Consider the following 16,281-nt stretch of genomic DNA (forward strand, 5'->3'; position numbering starts at 1 on the left):
CGCCAATGCCGGCGCGGTCCCGTTCGCATCACACCAAAGGAGCCAGGAAGATGGGATTTCGTATCCGTAGCGGTAAGTCGCTAGCCGCCGCCGTTGCAGCAGTCGCCACGCTGAGTGCCGCCGGCGCCGCCCAGGCGCAAGCCACCCAGGTCACGCTGGGCATGAGCGGGTGGACCGGTTTCGCGCCGCTGACGCTGGCCGACAAGGCCGGCATCTTCAAGAAACACGGTGTCGACGTCGACATCAAGATGATTCCGCAGAAGGACCGTCACCTGGCGCTCGCCTCCGGCGCGATCCAGTGCGCGGCCACCACGGTCGAGACCCACGTGGCCTGGAACGCCAACGGCGTGCCCATCACCCAGATCGTGCAGCTGGACAAGTCCTACGGTGCCGACGGCCTGGCCGTGCGCGGCGACGTCAAGGGCTTCGCGGACCTCAAGGGCAAGACCGTCGGCGTGGATGCGCCGGGCACCGCGCCGTACTTCGGCCTGGCCTGGATGCTCAAGAAGAACGGCATGACCCTGAAGGACGTCAAGACCACCACGCTGTCGCCGCAGGCGGCCGCGCAGGCCTTTATCTCCGGCCAGAACGATGCCGCGATGACGTATGAGCCGTACCTGTCGTCCGTGCGCCAGAACCCGGACAAGGGCAAGATCCTCGCCACCACGCTCGACTACCCGATGGTGATGGACACCCTGGGCTGCGCGCCCAAGTGGCTCAAGGACAATCCCAAGGCCGCGCAAGCGCTGGTGGACAGCTACTTCGAAGCGCTCGACATGATCAAGCAGGACCCGGCCAAGGCCAACGACATCATGGGCGCGGCGGTCAAGCAAAGCGGCGAGCAGTTCGCCAAGTCGTCCGCCTACCTGCGCTGGCAGGATCGCGAAGCCAACCGCAAGTTCTTCGGCGGCGAGCTGGCCAGCTTCAGCAAGGAAGCGGCGCAGGTGCTGCTGGAAATCGGCGTGATCCGCCAGGTGCCGGACGTTACGGCCCTGTACGACGCGCGCTTCATCAAGTAACGAGGTTGGTGCCATGACGCAGGTTCACATTGGTTCGCCCGCGGCGAATCCCGCTACAAAGCCCGCTCCCGCCGCGGCGAATCCGGCGGCCGCGCGCCGCCATCCGTGGCTCGCGCCGCTGACACCCGTCTCGCAGCAGGCGCGCTGGGTGCTGGGGCTGGGGTTCTTCGTGCTGTTCTTCGGCGTGTGGGCGGCGGTGACCCTCGGCGGCATGGTGCCGCGCACCTTCCTGGCCGATCCGATGACCATGGCGCGCGAAGGCGTGCTGCTGTTCACCGAGTACAACTTCATCGGCGACATCGGCATGACCGTGTGGCGCGTGCTGGGCGGCTTCGTGCTGGCCGCCGCGCTGGCTGTGCCGCTGGGCATCTTCATGGGCGCGTACAAGGCGGCGGAGGCGTTCTTCGAGCCCTTCGTCTCGTTCTGCCGCTACCTGCCGGCCTCGGCCTTCATCCCGCTGCTGATCCTGTGGGCCGGCATCGGCGAGGCGCAGAAGGTGCTGGTGATCTTTATCGGCTCGTTCTTCCAGATCGTGCTGATGGTGGCGGTGACGGTGGGCGGCGCGCGGCGCGACCTGGTGGAGGCGGCCTACACGCTGGGCGCCAACAGCAGCGGCATCGTGCGGCGCGTGCTGATTCCCGGCGCCGCGCCGGAGATCGCCGAGATCCTGCGCCTGGTGCTGGGCTGGGCCTGGACCTATGTGATCGTGGCCGAGCTGATCGGCTCGTCTTCCGGCATCGGCCACATGATCACCGACAGCCAGGCGCTGCTCAACACCGGGCAGATCATCTTCGGCATCATCGTGATCGGCTGTATCGGCCTGGTCTCCGACCTGGCTTTCAAGCTGGCCAACCAGCGCCTGTTCCCGTGGAGTTCAATCAAATGAGCGCGCTGTCCATCCAGCAGGTCTCGCGTACCTTCGTCAATCCGCGCGGCGGCCAGACCCTGGCCTTGCAGCCTACCGATTTCGAGGTGGCGGACAACGACTTCGTCACCATCCTCGGTCCCTCGGGCTGCGGCAAGTCCACGCTGCTGCGCATCGTCGCCGGGCTGGATACGCCCACCACCGGGCGCGTGCTGCTGGACGGCCAGGAAGTCACCGGCCCCGGCGCGGAGCGCGGCATGGTGTTCCAGTCGTACACGCTGTTCCCGTGGCTGACCATCGAGCAGAACGTACGCTTTGGCCTGCGCGAGCGCGGCATGAGCGAGGCGGAGCAGCGCGAGCGCAGCGATTTCTTTATCCAGCGCGTGGGCCTGCGCGGCTTCGAGCACCATTTCCCCAAGCAGCTCTCGGGGGGCATGCAGCAGCGCACGGCCATTGCCCGGGCACTGGCCAACGACCCCAAGATCCTGCTGCTGGACGAGCCCTTCGGCGCGCTCGACAACCAGACCCGCGTGCTGATGCAGGAACTGCTGCTGGGCATCTGGGAAGCCTCCCGCAAGACGGTGCTGTTCGTCACGCACGATATCGACGAGGCCATCTTCATGGCCAACCGCGTGGCGGTGTTCTCGGCGCGGCCTGGCCGCATCAAGCGCACCATCGATGTGGACTTCCCGCATCCGCGCCATTACACGATCAAGACCTCGCCGGAGTTCTCGGAACTCAAGGCGGTACTGACCGAGGAAATCCGCGCAGAGGCCATGGCCTCCGCCGAGCACTGAGTTGCAAGCCAAGCCATGAAAGCTGCCACCGCCAACCGCCGGGGTGTTCCCGATGCCACTCCCGCCGCGCTTTACCAGCAGGTGAAGGAGTACATCGCGCGCAATATCCAGAGCCGCGCGTGGCAGCCGGGCGACCGCGTGCCGTCCGAGCAGGAACTGGTGACCCGCTTCGGCGTGTCGCGCATGACGGTGAACCGCGCGCTGCGCGAGCTGGCCGAGCAGGGCAGGGTGGTCCGGGTGGCCGGCGTGGGCACGTTCGTGGCCGAGCACAAGCCGCAGTCGACGCTGCTCAGCGTGGTCAACCTGCAGGACGAGATCCGCATGCGTGGCCACGACTACGCCTGCGACGTCATGGTGGTGGAACGCGTGGCGGCCTCCATCGAAGTGGCCGCCGCGCTGGACCTGCGCACCGGCGAGTCGGTGTTCCACTCGGTGTGCGTGCACCGCGAGGACGGCGTGCCGGTGCAACTGGAAGACCGCTACGTCAACCCGCGCGTGGCGCCGGACTTTATCAACCAGGATTTCGTCGCGGTGAAGCCCGGCGAATACCTGCTGCGCCATGTGCCTTACGACCAGATCGAGCACGTGGTCGACGCGATTGCCGCCACGCCCGAGCAGGCCGCGCAACTGGAAATGCCCGGCAGCCAGCCGTGCCTGCTGCTGACCCGCCGCACCTGGACCGGCGGCACGCCCGTTACCTTTGTACGTTGCCTGCACCCCGGCAACCGTTACCGCCTCGGCAGCCGATTCCGCGCCGATGGCAACCCGGCCTTCGGCTGAGCCCAGCCGTCCGCCGTTAATTTTCCAGATACCCAGCCAACTCACGACCCCAGCTGTATAGACAGGGACATACAAATGAGCGCCACCCAAGCCACCCAAGCCTCCCGCCCGCTGCTGACCTTGCAGCCCGGCTCCGTCACCCTGGCCGACCTGCGCCGCATCCATCGCGGCGAAGTGCGCCTGGCGATGGATGAATGCGCCTGGGCCGGCGTGCGCGCGTCCCAGGCTACCGTGCAGGACATCATCGACGCCGATGCCGTGGTCTACGGCATCAACACCGGTTTCGGCAAGCTGGCCCAGACGCGCATCCCGCACGACAAGCTGGCCGAGCTGCAGCGCAACCTGGTGCTGTCGCACAGCGTGGGCACCGGCGCCGACCTGGACGCCGACACCGTGCGCCTGATCCTGGCGATCAAGGCCGTGAGCCTGGCGCGCGGCCATTCGGGCATCCGCCCCGAGATCATCGAGGCACTGCTGGCGCTGGCCAACTCCGGCGTCACGCCGTGCATTCCCGCCAAGGGCTCGGTGGGCGCGTCGGGCGATCTCGCGCCGCTGGCGCATATGTCGTGCACGCTGATCGGCGTGGGCGATGTGATGATCGACGGCGTGCGCCGCCCGGCTGCCGAAGGCCTGGCCCATGCCGGGCTGGCGCCGTTTACGCTCGGCCCCAAGGAAGGGCTGGCGCTGCTCAACGGCACCCAGGTTTCCACCGCGCTGGCGCTGGCCGGCCTGTTCGCCGCCGAGGACATCTTCGCCGCGGGACTGGTGGCGGGCGCCTTGTCGCTGGAAGCCATCAAGGGCTCGGTCAAGCCGTTCGACGCCCGCATCCACGCCGCGCGCGGCCAGGCCGGGCAGATCGCCGTGGCCGGCGCCGTGCGCGCGCTGCTCGACGGCAGCAAGATCGTGGATTCGCATGTGACCTGCGGCCGCGTGCAGGATCCGTACTCTATCCGCTGCCAGCCGCAGGTGATGGGCGCCTGCCTGGACAACCTGCAACACGCCGCGCGCGTGCTGCAGATCGAGGCCAATGCCGCGTCGGACAATCCGCTGGTGTTCCCGGAGCAAGGCGACGTGATCTCGGGCGGCAACTTCCACGCCGAGCCGGTGGCATTCGCCGCTGACATCATCGCGCTTGCCATCGCCGAGATCGGCGCGATCTCCGAGCGCCGCCTCGCGCTGCTGCTCGATTCCGGCCTGTCCGGCCTGCCGCCGTTCCTGGTGCGCGACGGCGGTCTCAATTCCGGCTTCATGATCGCGCAGGTCACCGCCGCCGCGCTGGCCTCCGAGAACAAGTCGCTGGCACACCCCGCCAGCGTGGATAGCTTGCCTACGTCGGCCAACCAGGAGGACCATGTGTCGATGGCCACCTATGGCGCGCGCCGCCTGGGCGATATGGCGGAGAACACCGCCGTGGTGGTCGGCATCGAAGCCATGGCCGCCGCGCAGGGCATCGAGTTCCATCGTCCGCTGGAGTCCTCGCCGCTGATCGAGATCGAGATCGCGCGCATTCGCGAGCGCGTGGCCTTCGTGGAAGGCGACCGCTACTTCGCGCCGGATATCGAGGCGATGAAGCAGTGGGTGAAGCAAGGCGATGCGGGTGCTGGCTGGCCCGAGTCGGTACGCCAGGTGCTGCCGTCGCAGGCCGGCGTGGCTTGATGCGCGCGCAACGTCCCATACGCAGGCCGAACCGCTGAACTGAACACGCAGGAGAACCCCACATGAACGCCAACGAACACCAATTCACCAAAGCGGCACCCCTGCGCGGCCGGCGCGAAATCCGCGCGCCGCGCGGCACCGAGCTGCACTGCAAGAACTGGCTGATCGAAGCCGCCTACCGCATGATCCAGAACAACCTCGATCCCGACGTGGCCGAGCGCCCGCAGGACCTCGTGGTGTACGGCGGCATCGGCAAGGCGGCGCGCAACTGGGAATGCTTCGACGCCATCCTCGACAGCCTGCGCAACCTGGGTGAAGAGGAATCGCTGCTGGTCCAGTCGGGCAAGCCGGTGGGCGTGTTCCGCACCCACGCGGACGCGCCGCGCGTGCTGATCGCCAACTCCAACCTGGTGCCGCACTGGGCCACCTGGGACAAGTTCAACGAGCTGGATCGCGCCGGCCTGATGATGTACGGCCAGATGACCGCCGGCTCGTGGATCTATATCGGCACGCAAGGCATCGTGCAGGGCACCTTCGAGACCTTCGTCGAAGCCGGCCGCCAGCACTACAACAACGATCTCTCCGGCAAATGGATCCTCACCGCCGGCCTGGGCGGCATGGGCGGCGCGCAGACGCTGGCCGGCGTGCTGGCCGGCGCTTGCGTGCTGGCGATCGAATGCCAGGAGTCACGCATCGACTTCCGCCTGCGCACGCGCTACGTCGACAAGAAGGCGACCACCATCGACGAAGCTCTGGCCATGATCGAAGAGGCCACGCGCAACAAGCAGGCCATCTCGGTCGGGCTGCTCGGCAACGCCGCCGAGATCATGCCGGAACTGGTGAAGCGCGCGCAGGCCGGTGGCATGCGCCCGGACATCGTCACCGACCAGACCTCGGCGCACGACCTGGTCAACGGCTACCTGCCGGCGGGCTGGACCGTGGCGCAGTGGGAAGCCGCGCGCACGGCCGATCCGAAGTCCGTCGAGGCAGCGGCCAGGACCTCCATCGTCGGGCACGTGCAGGCCATGCTGGCCTTCCAGCAGATGGGCGTGCCCACGCTGGACTACGGAAACAACATCCGTCAGGTCGCCTTTGACGAAGGCGTGGCCAATGCCTTCGATTTCCCGGGGTTTGTGCCCGCGTATATCCGCCCGCTGTTCTGCCGCGGCAAGGGCCCGTTCCGCTGGGTCGCGCTGTCGGGCGACCCCGAGGACATCTACAAGACCGATGCCAAGATGAAGGAGCTGTTCCCCGAAGACCATCACCTGCACCGCTGGCTCGACATGGCGCGCGACCGCATCGCCTTCCAGGGCCTGCCCGCGCGCATCTGCTGGGTGGGGCTGGACGAGCGCCACCGCGCCGGCCTGGCCTTCAACGAGATGGTGAAGAACGGCGAGCTGAAGGCGCCCGTGGTGATCGGCCGCGACCACCTGGATTGCGGCTCGGTCGCCAGCCCCAACCGCGAGACCGAAGCCATGCGCGACGGCTCCGATGCGGTGTCCGACTGGCCGCTGCTCAACGCGCTGCTCAACACGGCGGGCGGCGCCACCTGGGTCAGCCTGCATCATGGCGGCGGCGTGGGCATGGGCTTCTCGCAGCATTCCGGCGTAGTGATCGTCTGCGATGGCACCGACGCCGCGGCGAAACGTATCGAGCGCGTGCTCTGGAACGACCCCGCCACCGGCGTGATGCGCCATGCCGATGCCGGCTACGAAAGCGCTATCGAATGCGCGCACGAGAAGGGCCTGAACCTGCCGATGGTGCCAAAGGCGACAGGGGCATGAGCGGCGCAATGGAAGGCCCGCGCGGCCTGGAGTATTTCTCGCTCGGCGCCCTGCCTGCGCAGCCCTGGAAAAACGGCGGCGGCGTCACGCGCGAGATCGCGGCGTGGCCGCCGGGCGCCGGCATGGACGCCTTTCAGTGGCGCGTGAGCGTGGCCGATATCGCCGCCGATGGCCCGTTTTCCGCCTTCCCCGGCATCGACCGCCAGATCGCGCTGCTCGATGGCGCGGGCGTTCGCTTGCTGGCGGACGATGGCAGTTTCGACCATCGCCTGGATACCGTGGGCGAGCCGTTCGCCTTTGCCGGCGAGCGCGGCGTGCAGGCGACACTGCTGGATGGCGCCACGCGCGACTTCAATGTGATGACGCGGCGCGGCGCCTGCCGCGCGAGCATCGTAGCGGCGCGCCGCGAATTCACGATTCCCCCCGGCGCGCATGTTGTGCTGCTGTTTGTCATTGAGGGTGCATGGCGCCACGGCATCGCCGGCCAAGGCGGGCAGGCCGTGCTGGCCAGCGACGACGGCATGTTGTTCGCCGAAGGCGTGGCGGCGCCGTATCGCCTGCAGGCGATGTCCGAGCCGGCGCTCTGCCTGTGCGTCACCCTGGAAATGGAGAACCCGTAATGAACCTGACCCCGGCGCAGGCCGCCGCTTCCTCCTCGTCCGCCGACGGCGTCTGGCATCGCTGCCACCTGCTGCCCGACGGCGATCCCGCCAGGGCGATCCGCGACGCGGCACTGGTCGTGCAACAGGGCCGCATTGCCTGGCTGGGCCCGCTGGCCGAACTGCCGCGGGACTACGCCGCGCTGCCGCGCTTCGATGCGGGTAATGCGTGGATCACGCCGGGCCTGGTCGACTGCCACACCCACCTGGTGTACGGCGGCCAGCGCGCCGATGAGTTCGCCATGCGCCTGGCTGGCGCCGGCTACGAAGAAATCGCCCGCGCCGGCGGCGGCATCGTGTCCACCGTGCGCGCCACGCGCGCCGCCGACGAGGATACCCTGTTCGCGCTAGCCGCCGCGCGCCTCGCGCCGCTGCTGGCCGAGGGCGTGACCACGCTGGAGATCAAGTCCGGCTATGGCCTTGACCTCGCCAGCGAGCGCAAGCAGTTGCGCGTGGCGCGCCGCCTCGGCGAAGCCTTCGGCGTAACGGTGCACACCACGTTCCTCGGCGCGCACGCGTTGCCGCCGGAGTACGCGGGCCGCGCCGACGACTACATCGCGCTGGTGTGCGACACCATGATGCCGGCGCTGGCCGAGGAAGGCCTGGTCGATGCCGTCGATGCCTTCTGCGAATCCGTCGGCTTCAGCCTGGCGCAGACCGAGCGCGTCTTCCAGGCGGCCGAGCGCCTTGGCCTGCGCGTCAAGCTGCACGCCGAGCAGCTCAGCAACCTGGGGGGCAGTGCGCTGGCAGCGCGCCACCATGCGCTGTCGGCCGATCACCTGGAGCATCTCGACGAAGCCGGCGTGATGGCGATGGCCGAGTCCGGCACGGTGGCGGTCCTGCTGCCGGGCGCCTATTATTTCCTGCGTGACACCACGCTGCCGCCGATCGGACTGCTGCGCCGGCATGGCGTGCCGATGGCCATTTCCACCGATCACAATCCCGGTACCTCGCCCGTCACTTCGCTGCTGCTGATGATGAATATGGCGTGCACCCTGTTCAGGCTGACCGTGCCCGAAGTCCTGGAGGGCGTCACCACGCACGCCGCGCGCGCGCTGGGCGCGGCGGACCGCCACGGCTTGCTGGCTGCCGGACGCGCGGCCGATTTCGTCCTGTGGCAAGTCGACTCGCCGGCGGAGCTGGCTTACTGGTTCGGCCGCAACCCGGCTGCCGCCGTGGTGCGGCAGGGCAAGATCTATCCCGCTGTCGCGCCGGCGCAAGGAGCCCGGCCATGAGCGCCGGCAGCCTGTTTGCCGCGCAGGCCTTGCTGCCCACGGGCTGGGCCAGCGATGTCCTGCTGGCCTGGGACGATGCCGGCGCCTTCACCACGGTGCAGGCCGGCGCGGTGCCGGCGGCGGATGTGCCGCGCGCCGCGGGCCCCTTGCTGCCGGGCATGCCCAACCTGCATTCGCACGCCTTCCAGCGCGGCTTTGCCGGCCTGACCGAATACCGCAGCGAGACGCTGGCCGACGGCCAGGAGAGCGACTCCTTCTGGAGCTGGCGCAAGCTGATGTACCGCTTCGCGCTGCGGCTCTCGCCCGATACGCTCGAAGCCATCGCCACGCAGCTCTATATCGAGATGCTGCGCGCCGGCTACACCAGCGTGTGCGAATTCCACTACGTGCATCACGATCCGGACGGCAAGCCCTACGCCGATCCCGCCGAGATGTCGCTGCGCCTGCTGCGCGCCGCGCAAAACGCCGGCATCGGCATCACGCTGCTGCCGGTGCTGTACCAGACCGCCGGCTTCGGCGACAAGCCCGCGCTCGCCGAGCAGCGCCGTTTCCTGCACGAAACCGACGCCATGCTCGCCTTGCTCGGACGCCTGGCCCCGCAATGCCACGGCCAGGCGCGGCTAGGGCTGGCACCGCATTCGCTGCGGGCGGTGCCGCCGCAAAGCCTTGCCAATGCCGTGGCAGGCCTGCACGCGCTGGATGCGCAGGCGCCCGTGCATATCCATATCGCCGAGCAGCAGCGCGAAGTGGACGAGTGCATCACGCTCACGGGCACGCGCCCGGTGGCGTGGCTGCTCGACCATGCCGAGGTGGATGCGCGCTGGTGCCTGGTGCACGCCACTCACCTGGACTGGGACGAACGGCGGCGCCTTGCGCACAGCGGCGCGGTGGCAGGCATTTGTCCCACCACCGAGGCCAACCTTGGCGACGGCGTCTTCGATGCCGCGCCCTACCTGGGGCAGGGCGGCGTCTGGGGCATCGGCTCGGACAGCCATGCCAGCGTGAGCGTGGCGGAGGAACTGCGGCTGTTCGAGTACGGCCAGCGCCTCGCGCTGCAAAAACGCAATGTGCTGGCGTCGGACGCGCACAAGCAGGTGGCCGATCGTCTCTACCTTGACGCCGCCGCCGGCGGTGCGCGCGCCTCGGGCCGGCCCGTCGGCGCGCTGGCGCCCGGACAGCAGGCGGATTTCGTGGTGCTCGACGGCGCGCATCCGGCGCTGGCCGGCTTGTCCGGCAGCCAGGCGCTGGCGGTGCATGTGTTCACCAACCACGGACATGAGACACTAGCGGAAGTCCGCACGGCGGGCCGGACGCGCGTGCTGCATGGCGCGCACGCCTTGCAGGCCCAGGCCGGCAAGGGCTTCGCCGCGGCGCGCGCAAGCCTGCTGACCGACTGACCCCGGCGTTGGACGCGGCCTGATGCTTGACGATACAAGCTTCAGGCCGCGCCGATGCGCAACTGCACCTGCACCTTCACGTTGCAAACCAAAAACATGTCTTTCTCGACCGATACCCCCGCTTTCACCCTGCATCGCGGCACGCGCCCGCTGCTGGTGTCGATGCCGCACGTAGGCACCCACCTGCCGGCCTCCGTGTCCGACCGGCTGACCGCCGAGGCGCGCACCGTGCCCGATACCGACTGGCACCTGGAACGCCTCTACGATTTCGCGCGCGAACTCGGCGCCTCCATCCTGGTGGCCACGCACTCGCGCTACGTGGTGGACCTGAACCGCCCGCCCGATAACGCCAACCTGTATCCCGGCCAGGACACCACCGGCCTGTGCCCGGTCGATACCTTCGACAAGACGCCGGTCTACGCCGACGGCAGCTTGCCCGCCGACGACGAGATCGCCGCCCGCCGCGACGCCATCTGGCGCCCGTACCACGACGCGCTGGCCGGAGAACTGGCCCGCCTGCGCGCCGCGCACGGCACCGCGGCGCTGTGGGACGCGCATTCGATCCGCTCGGTGCTGCCGCGCTTCTTCGAAGGCAAGCTGACCGATTTCAACCTTGGCACGGCCAACGGCGCGAGCTGCGACGCCGAGCTGGCCAACCAGCTGCTGGACATCGCCAGCGCCTTGCCGGGCTATACCTCGGTGCTCAACGGGCGTTTCAAGGGCGGCTACATCACGCGCCAGTACGGCGCGCCGGCACAGGGCGTGCAGGCCGTGCAGCTTGAGCTGACGCAGTCGGCCTACATGAGCGAGACCTATCCCTTCGCCTACGACGAGGCACGGGCCACGCGCATCCAGCCCGCGCTGAAGACGATGCTGGAAACCGTACTGGGCTACGTGGAAGCACGCTAAGCCAGCCGCTCGGAGTGCCTGACGCGACCCGCGGCGCCAACAGCGCCACGGGTCGCGTTTTCACATCCGCGTCCCTACAACAACGAATCCGCCAGCCGGCAAAGGTTCTGCCAGGTGCGCGTATGCAGCGGCCGCTGCTGCCACACGGCGCGCACCACCGGCTCGCTGCTGGCCAGGTAGCGCCGCTGGATCTCCCGCATGCGCGCCACCACCTCGCGGTCGTAGATCACCAGCGCGGCCTCCGCGTTGAGCGCGAAGGAGCGGATATCCATATTGGTCGATCCCACCATCGCCACCTCGTCGTCGATGGTCACATGCTTGGCATGCAGGAAGGCCGGCCGGTACAAGTGGATCTGCACGCCCGCGTCCAGCAGTACGCCAAAGTAGGCTTCCTGCGCGGCCTGCGTGAAGCGCTGGTCGATGCGCTGCGACAACACCAGGTGCACGTCAACGCCGCGGTAGCAGGCCAGTTGCAGCGCCTGCAGGAAGGCTTCGTCGGGCACGAAGTAGGGCGTGGTGATGACCACCTCGCTGCGCGCGTGGTGGATCATGCTGATCAGCGCCATCTGCGCGTTCTGCGTACCGTAGCCGGGGCCGCTGGGCAGCATCTGCGCGACGTGCGGGCCTTGCTCTTCCATGGGCGGGAAGCTGTCGATGCCAAAGTTGCTGTCGCCTGTTTCCAGGTAGCGGTCGGCCAGGAATACCGCTTGCAGCTCCGAGACCACCGGCCCCGTCACGCGTGCCACCAGTTCTTCATTGGGCAGGCCGGGCATCGACTCGGCGTCGATCACGTTCTGTGAGCCGATGTAGCCGATGCTGCCGTCCACCACCAGGATCTTGCGGTGATTGCGGAGGTCGAAGCGTGCGCTCTTGCCCTTGAGCACGGCCATCAGCGAGCGCATCGGCAGGGCCTGCACCACCTCCACGCCTGCCTCGCGCAGCGTGTCCGCAAACGCGCGCCAACCGGCGCGCGCTCCCAGCGCGTCCACCAGCAAACTGCAGCGCACGCCCCGCGCGTTCGCCCGCAGCAGGGCGTCGGTAAAGGCGCGTCCGGTGGCGTCGGCGGCGTAGATGTAAACCAGCAGGTGGACATGGTGCCGGGCGCCGTCGATATCGGCGATCATCGCGGCTACCGTGGCATCGTAGTCATCGAGCAGCGCCACGGCATTGCCTCGCATCGGCGAGTGGGAGCCGAGCCGCTCGATCAGGCCGGCCGCACCGGCGGCAACCGTGGCAGGCAGCGGCTGCAGGGGGGCGAAGCGCGCCACCCGGTCCCGCACGCTCGCGATGCCCAGGTTGATGCGCRCCAGTTTGATGCGGCGGGACTTGGGATAGTAGATGCGGCCGAACAGCGCGTAGAGCAACAATCCCAGCCACGGCAGGAAGAAAATCAGCAGCAGCCAGGTGCGTGCCGCCGCCGGGGCGCGGCGTTGCGGCACATAGACCAGCATGGCCAGGCGGATCGCCCATTCGGCCAGCATGAAGACCGACGGCCACCACCACGACAGGTCGGCCGGCATGGCGCCCGGCAGCCAGTCGAACCAGGCAGCGGGGAGGAAGGTGGCGGGCAAGGAAGCAGGCATGCGGCTCGGTGGCGGCGGACGGTGGATTGCGGACCGCCCACGATACCAGAGCCACGCGGCGCTTCGACGCCGGCGGCATGCCGGTCCGTGTTCAAGACGCCGCGGGCCGATGCCGGACAACGCCGGCACCGGCCCGCGGCAACGTGCCGGCGGTGGCTTACTTCTTCGTCACGTCCTTGCGCGCCGTGCTGCCGGTGGCCTCGTTGTACCGCTCCACATATTCCTCGAACAGCTTGCGGATCGAGCGGCCGATCTTCACGTAGTCCGATTCATTGAGGTTGGCCAGCGATACGCGGCCGGACGGATGGCGCGTGCCGAAGCCGCGTCCCGGCAGCAGCACCACGCCCGCCTCCTCGGCCAGCCGGAACAGCAGCTCCGCCGGCTCGGCGGAGTTGAGCACCCATTTGACGAACTCCGGCCCGATGGCCTTGCCGCCGAGCTGCTCGATATCGAGCAGCGTGTAGTAGTCCACGGCGTTGGGATCGTCGTTGTCCGGCGCAATGCCGATCTCTCGGTACAGCGCGGCCTTGCGGCTGCGGATCAGGCGCTTCATCGCCGCCTTGTACTCGTCGTGCGTGTCCATCAGCGAGAACAGCGAGAACAGCACCATCTGCACCTGCTGCGGCGTGGACAGGCCGGCGGTGTGGTTCAGCGCCACGGTGCGGCTGTCGGCGACCAGGCGATCGATGAACTTGAGCTTGTCCGGCTCGGTGGTGATGGAGTTGTAGCGCTTGTGCAGCTGGTCGCGCTGCGGCTTCGGCAGCCCGGCGATCTGCGCGTCGAAGATATTGTCCTGGTGCGTGGCGATGACACCGAGCCGCCAGCCGGTCGCGCCGAAGTACTTCGAGAACGAGTACACCAGGATCGTGTTCTTCGGGCACATCGCGAACAGCGAGACGAAATTGTCGGCAAAGGTGCCGTACACATCGTCGGTCAGGATGATCAGGTCCGGCCGCTCCTCGACGATCGAGGCCAGGTACTCCAGGCTCTCGTCGCTCATGCGCACCGACGGCGGRTTGCTCGGGTTCACCAGGAAGAACGCCTTGACCTTGGGGTCGCGCAGCTTGTCGAGCTCCTTGTTCGAATACTGCCAGCGGTTCTGCGGGTCGGCGTCGATGGACAGTTCCAGCAACTGGTAGTCGTTGAGCTCCGGGATCTCGATATACGGCGTGAAGATCGGCATGCCAAGCGCGATCGTGTCGCCGGCCTTGAGCAGGTGGTTCTCGCGGATGGTGTTGAACAGGTAGGTCATCGCGGCCGTGCCGCCCTCGACCGCGAACAGGTCAAACTTGCCCGTGAAAGGATGGCTGCCGATCATCTCCTTGCGGATGTATTGCGCAACGATCTTCTCGGACAGCTTGAGCATGCGGTCCGGCACCGGGTAATTGCAGGCGAGGATGCCTTCGCACATCTCGTACAGGAAGTCGCCCGCATCCAGCCCGAGCTGGTCGCGCACATAGGACACGGCGCCGGCGAGGAACTTCACGCCGGAGGTCTCGGACTGCTCGCGCGCGAACAGGTTGAAACGCTCTTCGATCCCCGCACGGCGCGGAAAGCCGCCGACGCCCTCGGGCATGTAGGAGAACGAGCGCTCGGATTCGCGCATGGCGAACAGGCCGAGCTGCCAGAAGGCATGGCGCGGCACGGTCGCCAGGAAGTTCGGGTTGCCGCGCCCGGCATTGAGCATCATGCGATCCGCGTCGCTGCTGGCGAGCTTGATCAGCTCGTCCTTGAGCTCGAAGGGCGACAGGTTCGCCAGCTTGGAAAGGTCAGGTTTGGTCATGACATGCTCCAGGGGTAAGGCTTGTTGGAGGAGACCCGGTCCGGCCGGGCCGGGTCCGGGAATACAAATGCGCGTTTGCGCGAGGGGGTGGCCGCCAGCGTCAAGGCGAGCCGCGCTAGACCAGGCCGACCACCAGGGGACCGAGCAAGGTCAGCAGCACATTGGCCAGGGCGTAGGTGATGGCGAAGGGCACCGTCGGCACCGGGCTTTCCGCCTTGTCCAGGATGCCGCCGAAGGCCGGGTTGGCGCTGCGCGAGCCCGACAGCGCGCCGGCCAGCAGCGCCGCGTTGTCGTACTTGAGCACGTAGCGCCCGAACAGCATGGTGAGGAACAGCGGCAGCAGCGTCACCACGGCGCCCAGCAGGAAGATGGTCAGCCCGCTTTGCTTGAGCGTGGTCACCGCCTGCAGCCCGGAGTTGATGCCRACGATGGCCACGAAGGCCGCCAGCCCGAAGTCCTTGAGCAACTGGCAGGCCGCCGTCGGCATGGCGCCATACATCGGATGCTTGGACCGCGCCCAGCCGAATACCAGGCCGGACAACAGCGCGCCACCGCCGGAACCCAGGGTCAGCGGGATCGAGCCCACGCGCCATACCAGCAGGCCGATCAAGAGGCCCACCAGCACGCCGGCGCCGAAGTAGACGAAGTCCGTCTTCTCGCTCGGCACCAGTTCATAGCCGGCGGTCTTGACCGCGCGGGCGGTGTCGTCGGGCGTGCCGTAGAAGGTGAGGATGTCGCCGTGCTGGAGCTTCAGGTCGGGCAGGATCGGCAGCGGATGGTCGTAGCGCTCGATATGCTCGATATACACGCCGTGCCGCTGGTCGCGCTCCACCATGCCGACGATCTCGGCGATGGACTTGTTGTTCATGTCCTTGTGCGTGAACACCGCGCGGCGCGTCTGCATCACCACGCCCATGCCTTCGGCGTCGGCCACTTCCTCGCCGATCATCTGCGCGGTGGGCACCATCGCGTCGCGCCGGCCCACCATCAGGACCAGGTCGTCGGCCTGCAGCACCAGGTCCTGCCTGACCTCGACCGGCTTGCCGCCGCGCATCACCTTCTCGACCGTGACGAGGTCCGCGCCCTTGGTCTCGATCGCCGCCACGGTCTTGCCGGCGGCGCCGGTTACGCGAAACACGCGGCCCACCAGGCGCGGCAGCGCGCCACGCTGGCCCGGGCCAAACTGCGGCGTGCCGCCGTGCATGGCCAGCTCGACCTTCTTGGCGTCGGTCTTGAGGTCCGTCTTCATGAAGCGCGGCAGGATGTTCACGCACACGATGATGGCGCCCAGCGAGCCGAACACATAGGTCACGGCATAGCCGATCGCCACGTTGGACTGCAGCAGCTTCACCTGGTCGGGCGGCAGCCCCAGCTTGGTGATGGCGTCGCCCGCCGTACCGATGATGGCCGACTGCGTCATGCCGCCGGCGGCCAGGCCGGCGGCCAGCCCCTTGTCGATATGGAACAGCTTGGCGAGGATCACCACCGTGGCCAGCCCCACCACCGCCATGAAGATCGCCATCGCGATCTCGCGCAGCGAGCTGCGGTTGAGTGAGTTGAAGAACTGCGGCCCGCTCTCGTAGCCCACGGCATAGATAAACACCGCGAACATCACCGCCTTGACGCCGTTGTCGATCTCCACGCCGACCTGGCTGATGACCACCGCGGCCAGCAGCGAGCCGGCCACGCCGCCGAGCTGGAAACGCCCGAAGGTGATCTTGCCGATCGCGTAGCCGACCGCCAGCGACAGGAACAACGCCGCCTCAGGGGACTTCTGGAAGATGCTGTGCAACCACTCCATGCTTTACTCCTGC

The 16,281-nt window shown here is 68.0% G+C and carries 13 protein-coding genes; 10 read left to right on the plus strand and 3 right to left on the minus strand.

Features of this window, described 5'->3' with window-relative positions; translation table 11 throughout:
• The first annotated feature begins 50 nt into the window (after positions 1-50).
• The 10 genes from AC1DN0_RS02965 to hutG all read left to right on the plus strand — a co-directional run bounded on the left by AC1DN0_RS02965 (position 51) and on the right by hutG (position 11,101).
• Positions 51-1,019 carry an ABC transporter substrate-binding protein gene (locus AC1DN0_RS02965; protein ID WP_441635369.1) on the plus strand — a complete coding sequence of 323 codons (969 nt, stop codon included), beginning with the start codon at positions 51-53 and terminating at the stop codon, positions 1,017-1,019.
• A 13-nt stretch (positions 1,020-1,032) separates the two neighbouring features.
• A complete protein-coding gene (locus tag AC1DN0_RS02970) occupies positions 1,033-1,905 on the plus strand; it encodes an ABC transporter permease (protein ID WP_035867335.1) in 873 nt (290 codons plus the stop codon).
• On the plus strand, positions 1,902-2,681 hold the full coding sequence (locus AC1DN0_RS02975) for an ABC transporter ATP-binding protein (RefSeq protein WP_045237654.1): 780 nt from the start codon (positions 1,902-1,904) through the stop codon (positions 2,679-2,681). Before AC1DN0_RS02970 ends, AC1DN0_RS02975 begins: the two co-directional genes overlap by 4 nt.
• A gap of 15 nt (positions 2,682-2,696) precedes the next feature.
• The gene (hutC, locus tag AC1DN0_RS02980; RefSeq protein ID WP_045237655.1) at positions 2,697-3,461 is read left to right on the plus strand and encodes a histidine utilization repressor; all 765 of its coding nucleotides are present in this window, start codon (positions 2,697-2,699) and stop codon (positions 3,459-3,461) included.
• Positions 3,462-3,536: 75 nt separating this feature from the next.
• Positions 3,537-5,117: a histidine ammonia-lyase gene (gene hutH, locus AC1DN0_RS02985; RefSeq protein ID WP_441635366.1), complete on the plus strand. Its 1,581-nt coding sequence runs from the start codon at positions 3,537-3,539 to the stop codon at positions 5,115-5,117.
• A 62-nt stretch (positions 5,118-5,179) separates the two neighbouring features.
• Positions 5,180-6,901 (plus strand): urocanate hydratase, encoded by a 1,722-nt coding sequence (gene hutU / locus AC1DN0_RS02990; RefSeq protein ID WP_477102531.1) that lies wholly within the window; start codon positions 5,180-5,182, stop codon positions 6,899-6,901.
• The gene (locus AC1DN0_RS02995) at positions 6,898-7,521 is read left to right on the plus strand and encodes a HutD/Ves family protein (RefSeq protein ID WP_441635362.1); all 624 of its coding nucleotides are present in this window, start codon (positions 6,898-6,900) and stop codon (positions 7,519-7,521) included. The genes hutU and AC1DN0_RS02995 overlap by 4 nt, the downstream gene beginning before the upstream one ends.
• Complete coding sequence (gene hutI, locus AC1DN0_RS03000) at positions 7,521-8,795, plus strand: imidazolonepropionase (protein ID WP_441635360.1); 1,275 nt, start codon at positions 7,521-7,523, stop codon at positions 8,793-8,795. The genes AC1DN0_RS02995 and hutI overlap by 1 nt, the downstream gene beginning before the upstream one ends.
• Positions 8,792-10,192: a formimidoylglutamate deiminase gene (locus AC1DN0_RS03005; RefSeq protein ID WP_441635358.1), complete on the plus strand. Its 1,401-nt coding sequence runs from the start codon at positions 8,792-8,794 to the stop codon at positions 10,190-10,192. The genes hutI and AC1DN0_RS03005 overlap by 4 nt, the downstream gene beginning before the upstream one ends.
• 96 nt (positions 10,193-10,288) lie before the next feature.
• Positions 10,289-11,101 (plus strand): N-formylglutamate deformylase, encoded by an 813-nt coding sequence (gene hutG / locus AC1DN0_RS03010; RefSeq protein ID WP_441635356.1) that lies wholly within the window; start codon positions 10,289-10,291, stop codon positions 11,099-11,101.
• A gap of 74 nt (positions 11,102-11,175) precedes the next feature.
• Here hutG and cls read toward each other — a convergent pair whose 3' ends face one another.
• From cls to aspT, 3 genes are all read right to left on the minus strand, one after another.
• Complete coding sequence (cls, locus tag AC1DN0_RS03015; protein WP_477145525.1) at positions 11,176-12,684, minus strand: cardiolipin synthase; 1,509 nt, start codon at positions 12,682-12,684, stop codon at positions 11,176-11,178.
• A gap of 157 nt (positions 12,685-12,841) precedes the next feature.
• Entirely contained in the window at positions 12,842-14,467 is a 1,626-nt protein-coding gene (locus AC1DN0_RS03020) for a bifunctional aspartate transaminase/aspartate 4-decarboxylase (RefSeq protein ID WP_477102532.1), read from the minus strand.
• 115 nt (positions 14,468-14,582) lie between these two features.
• Positions 14,583-16,268, minus strand: a complete 1,686-nt coding sequence (aspT, locus tag AC1DN0_RS03025; RefSeq protein WP_441635350.1) for an aspartate-alanine antiporter — start codon at positions 16,266-16,268, stop codon at positions 14,583-14,585.
• Between the last annotated feature and the right edge of the window lie 13 nt (positions 16,269-16,281).

This window comes from Cupriavidus sp. 05N39 (genome assembly GCF_056397325.1).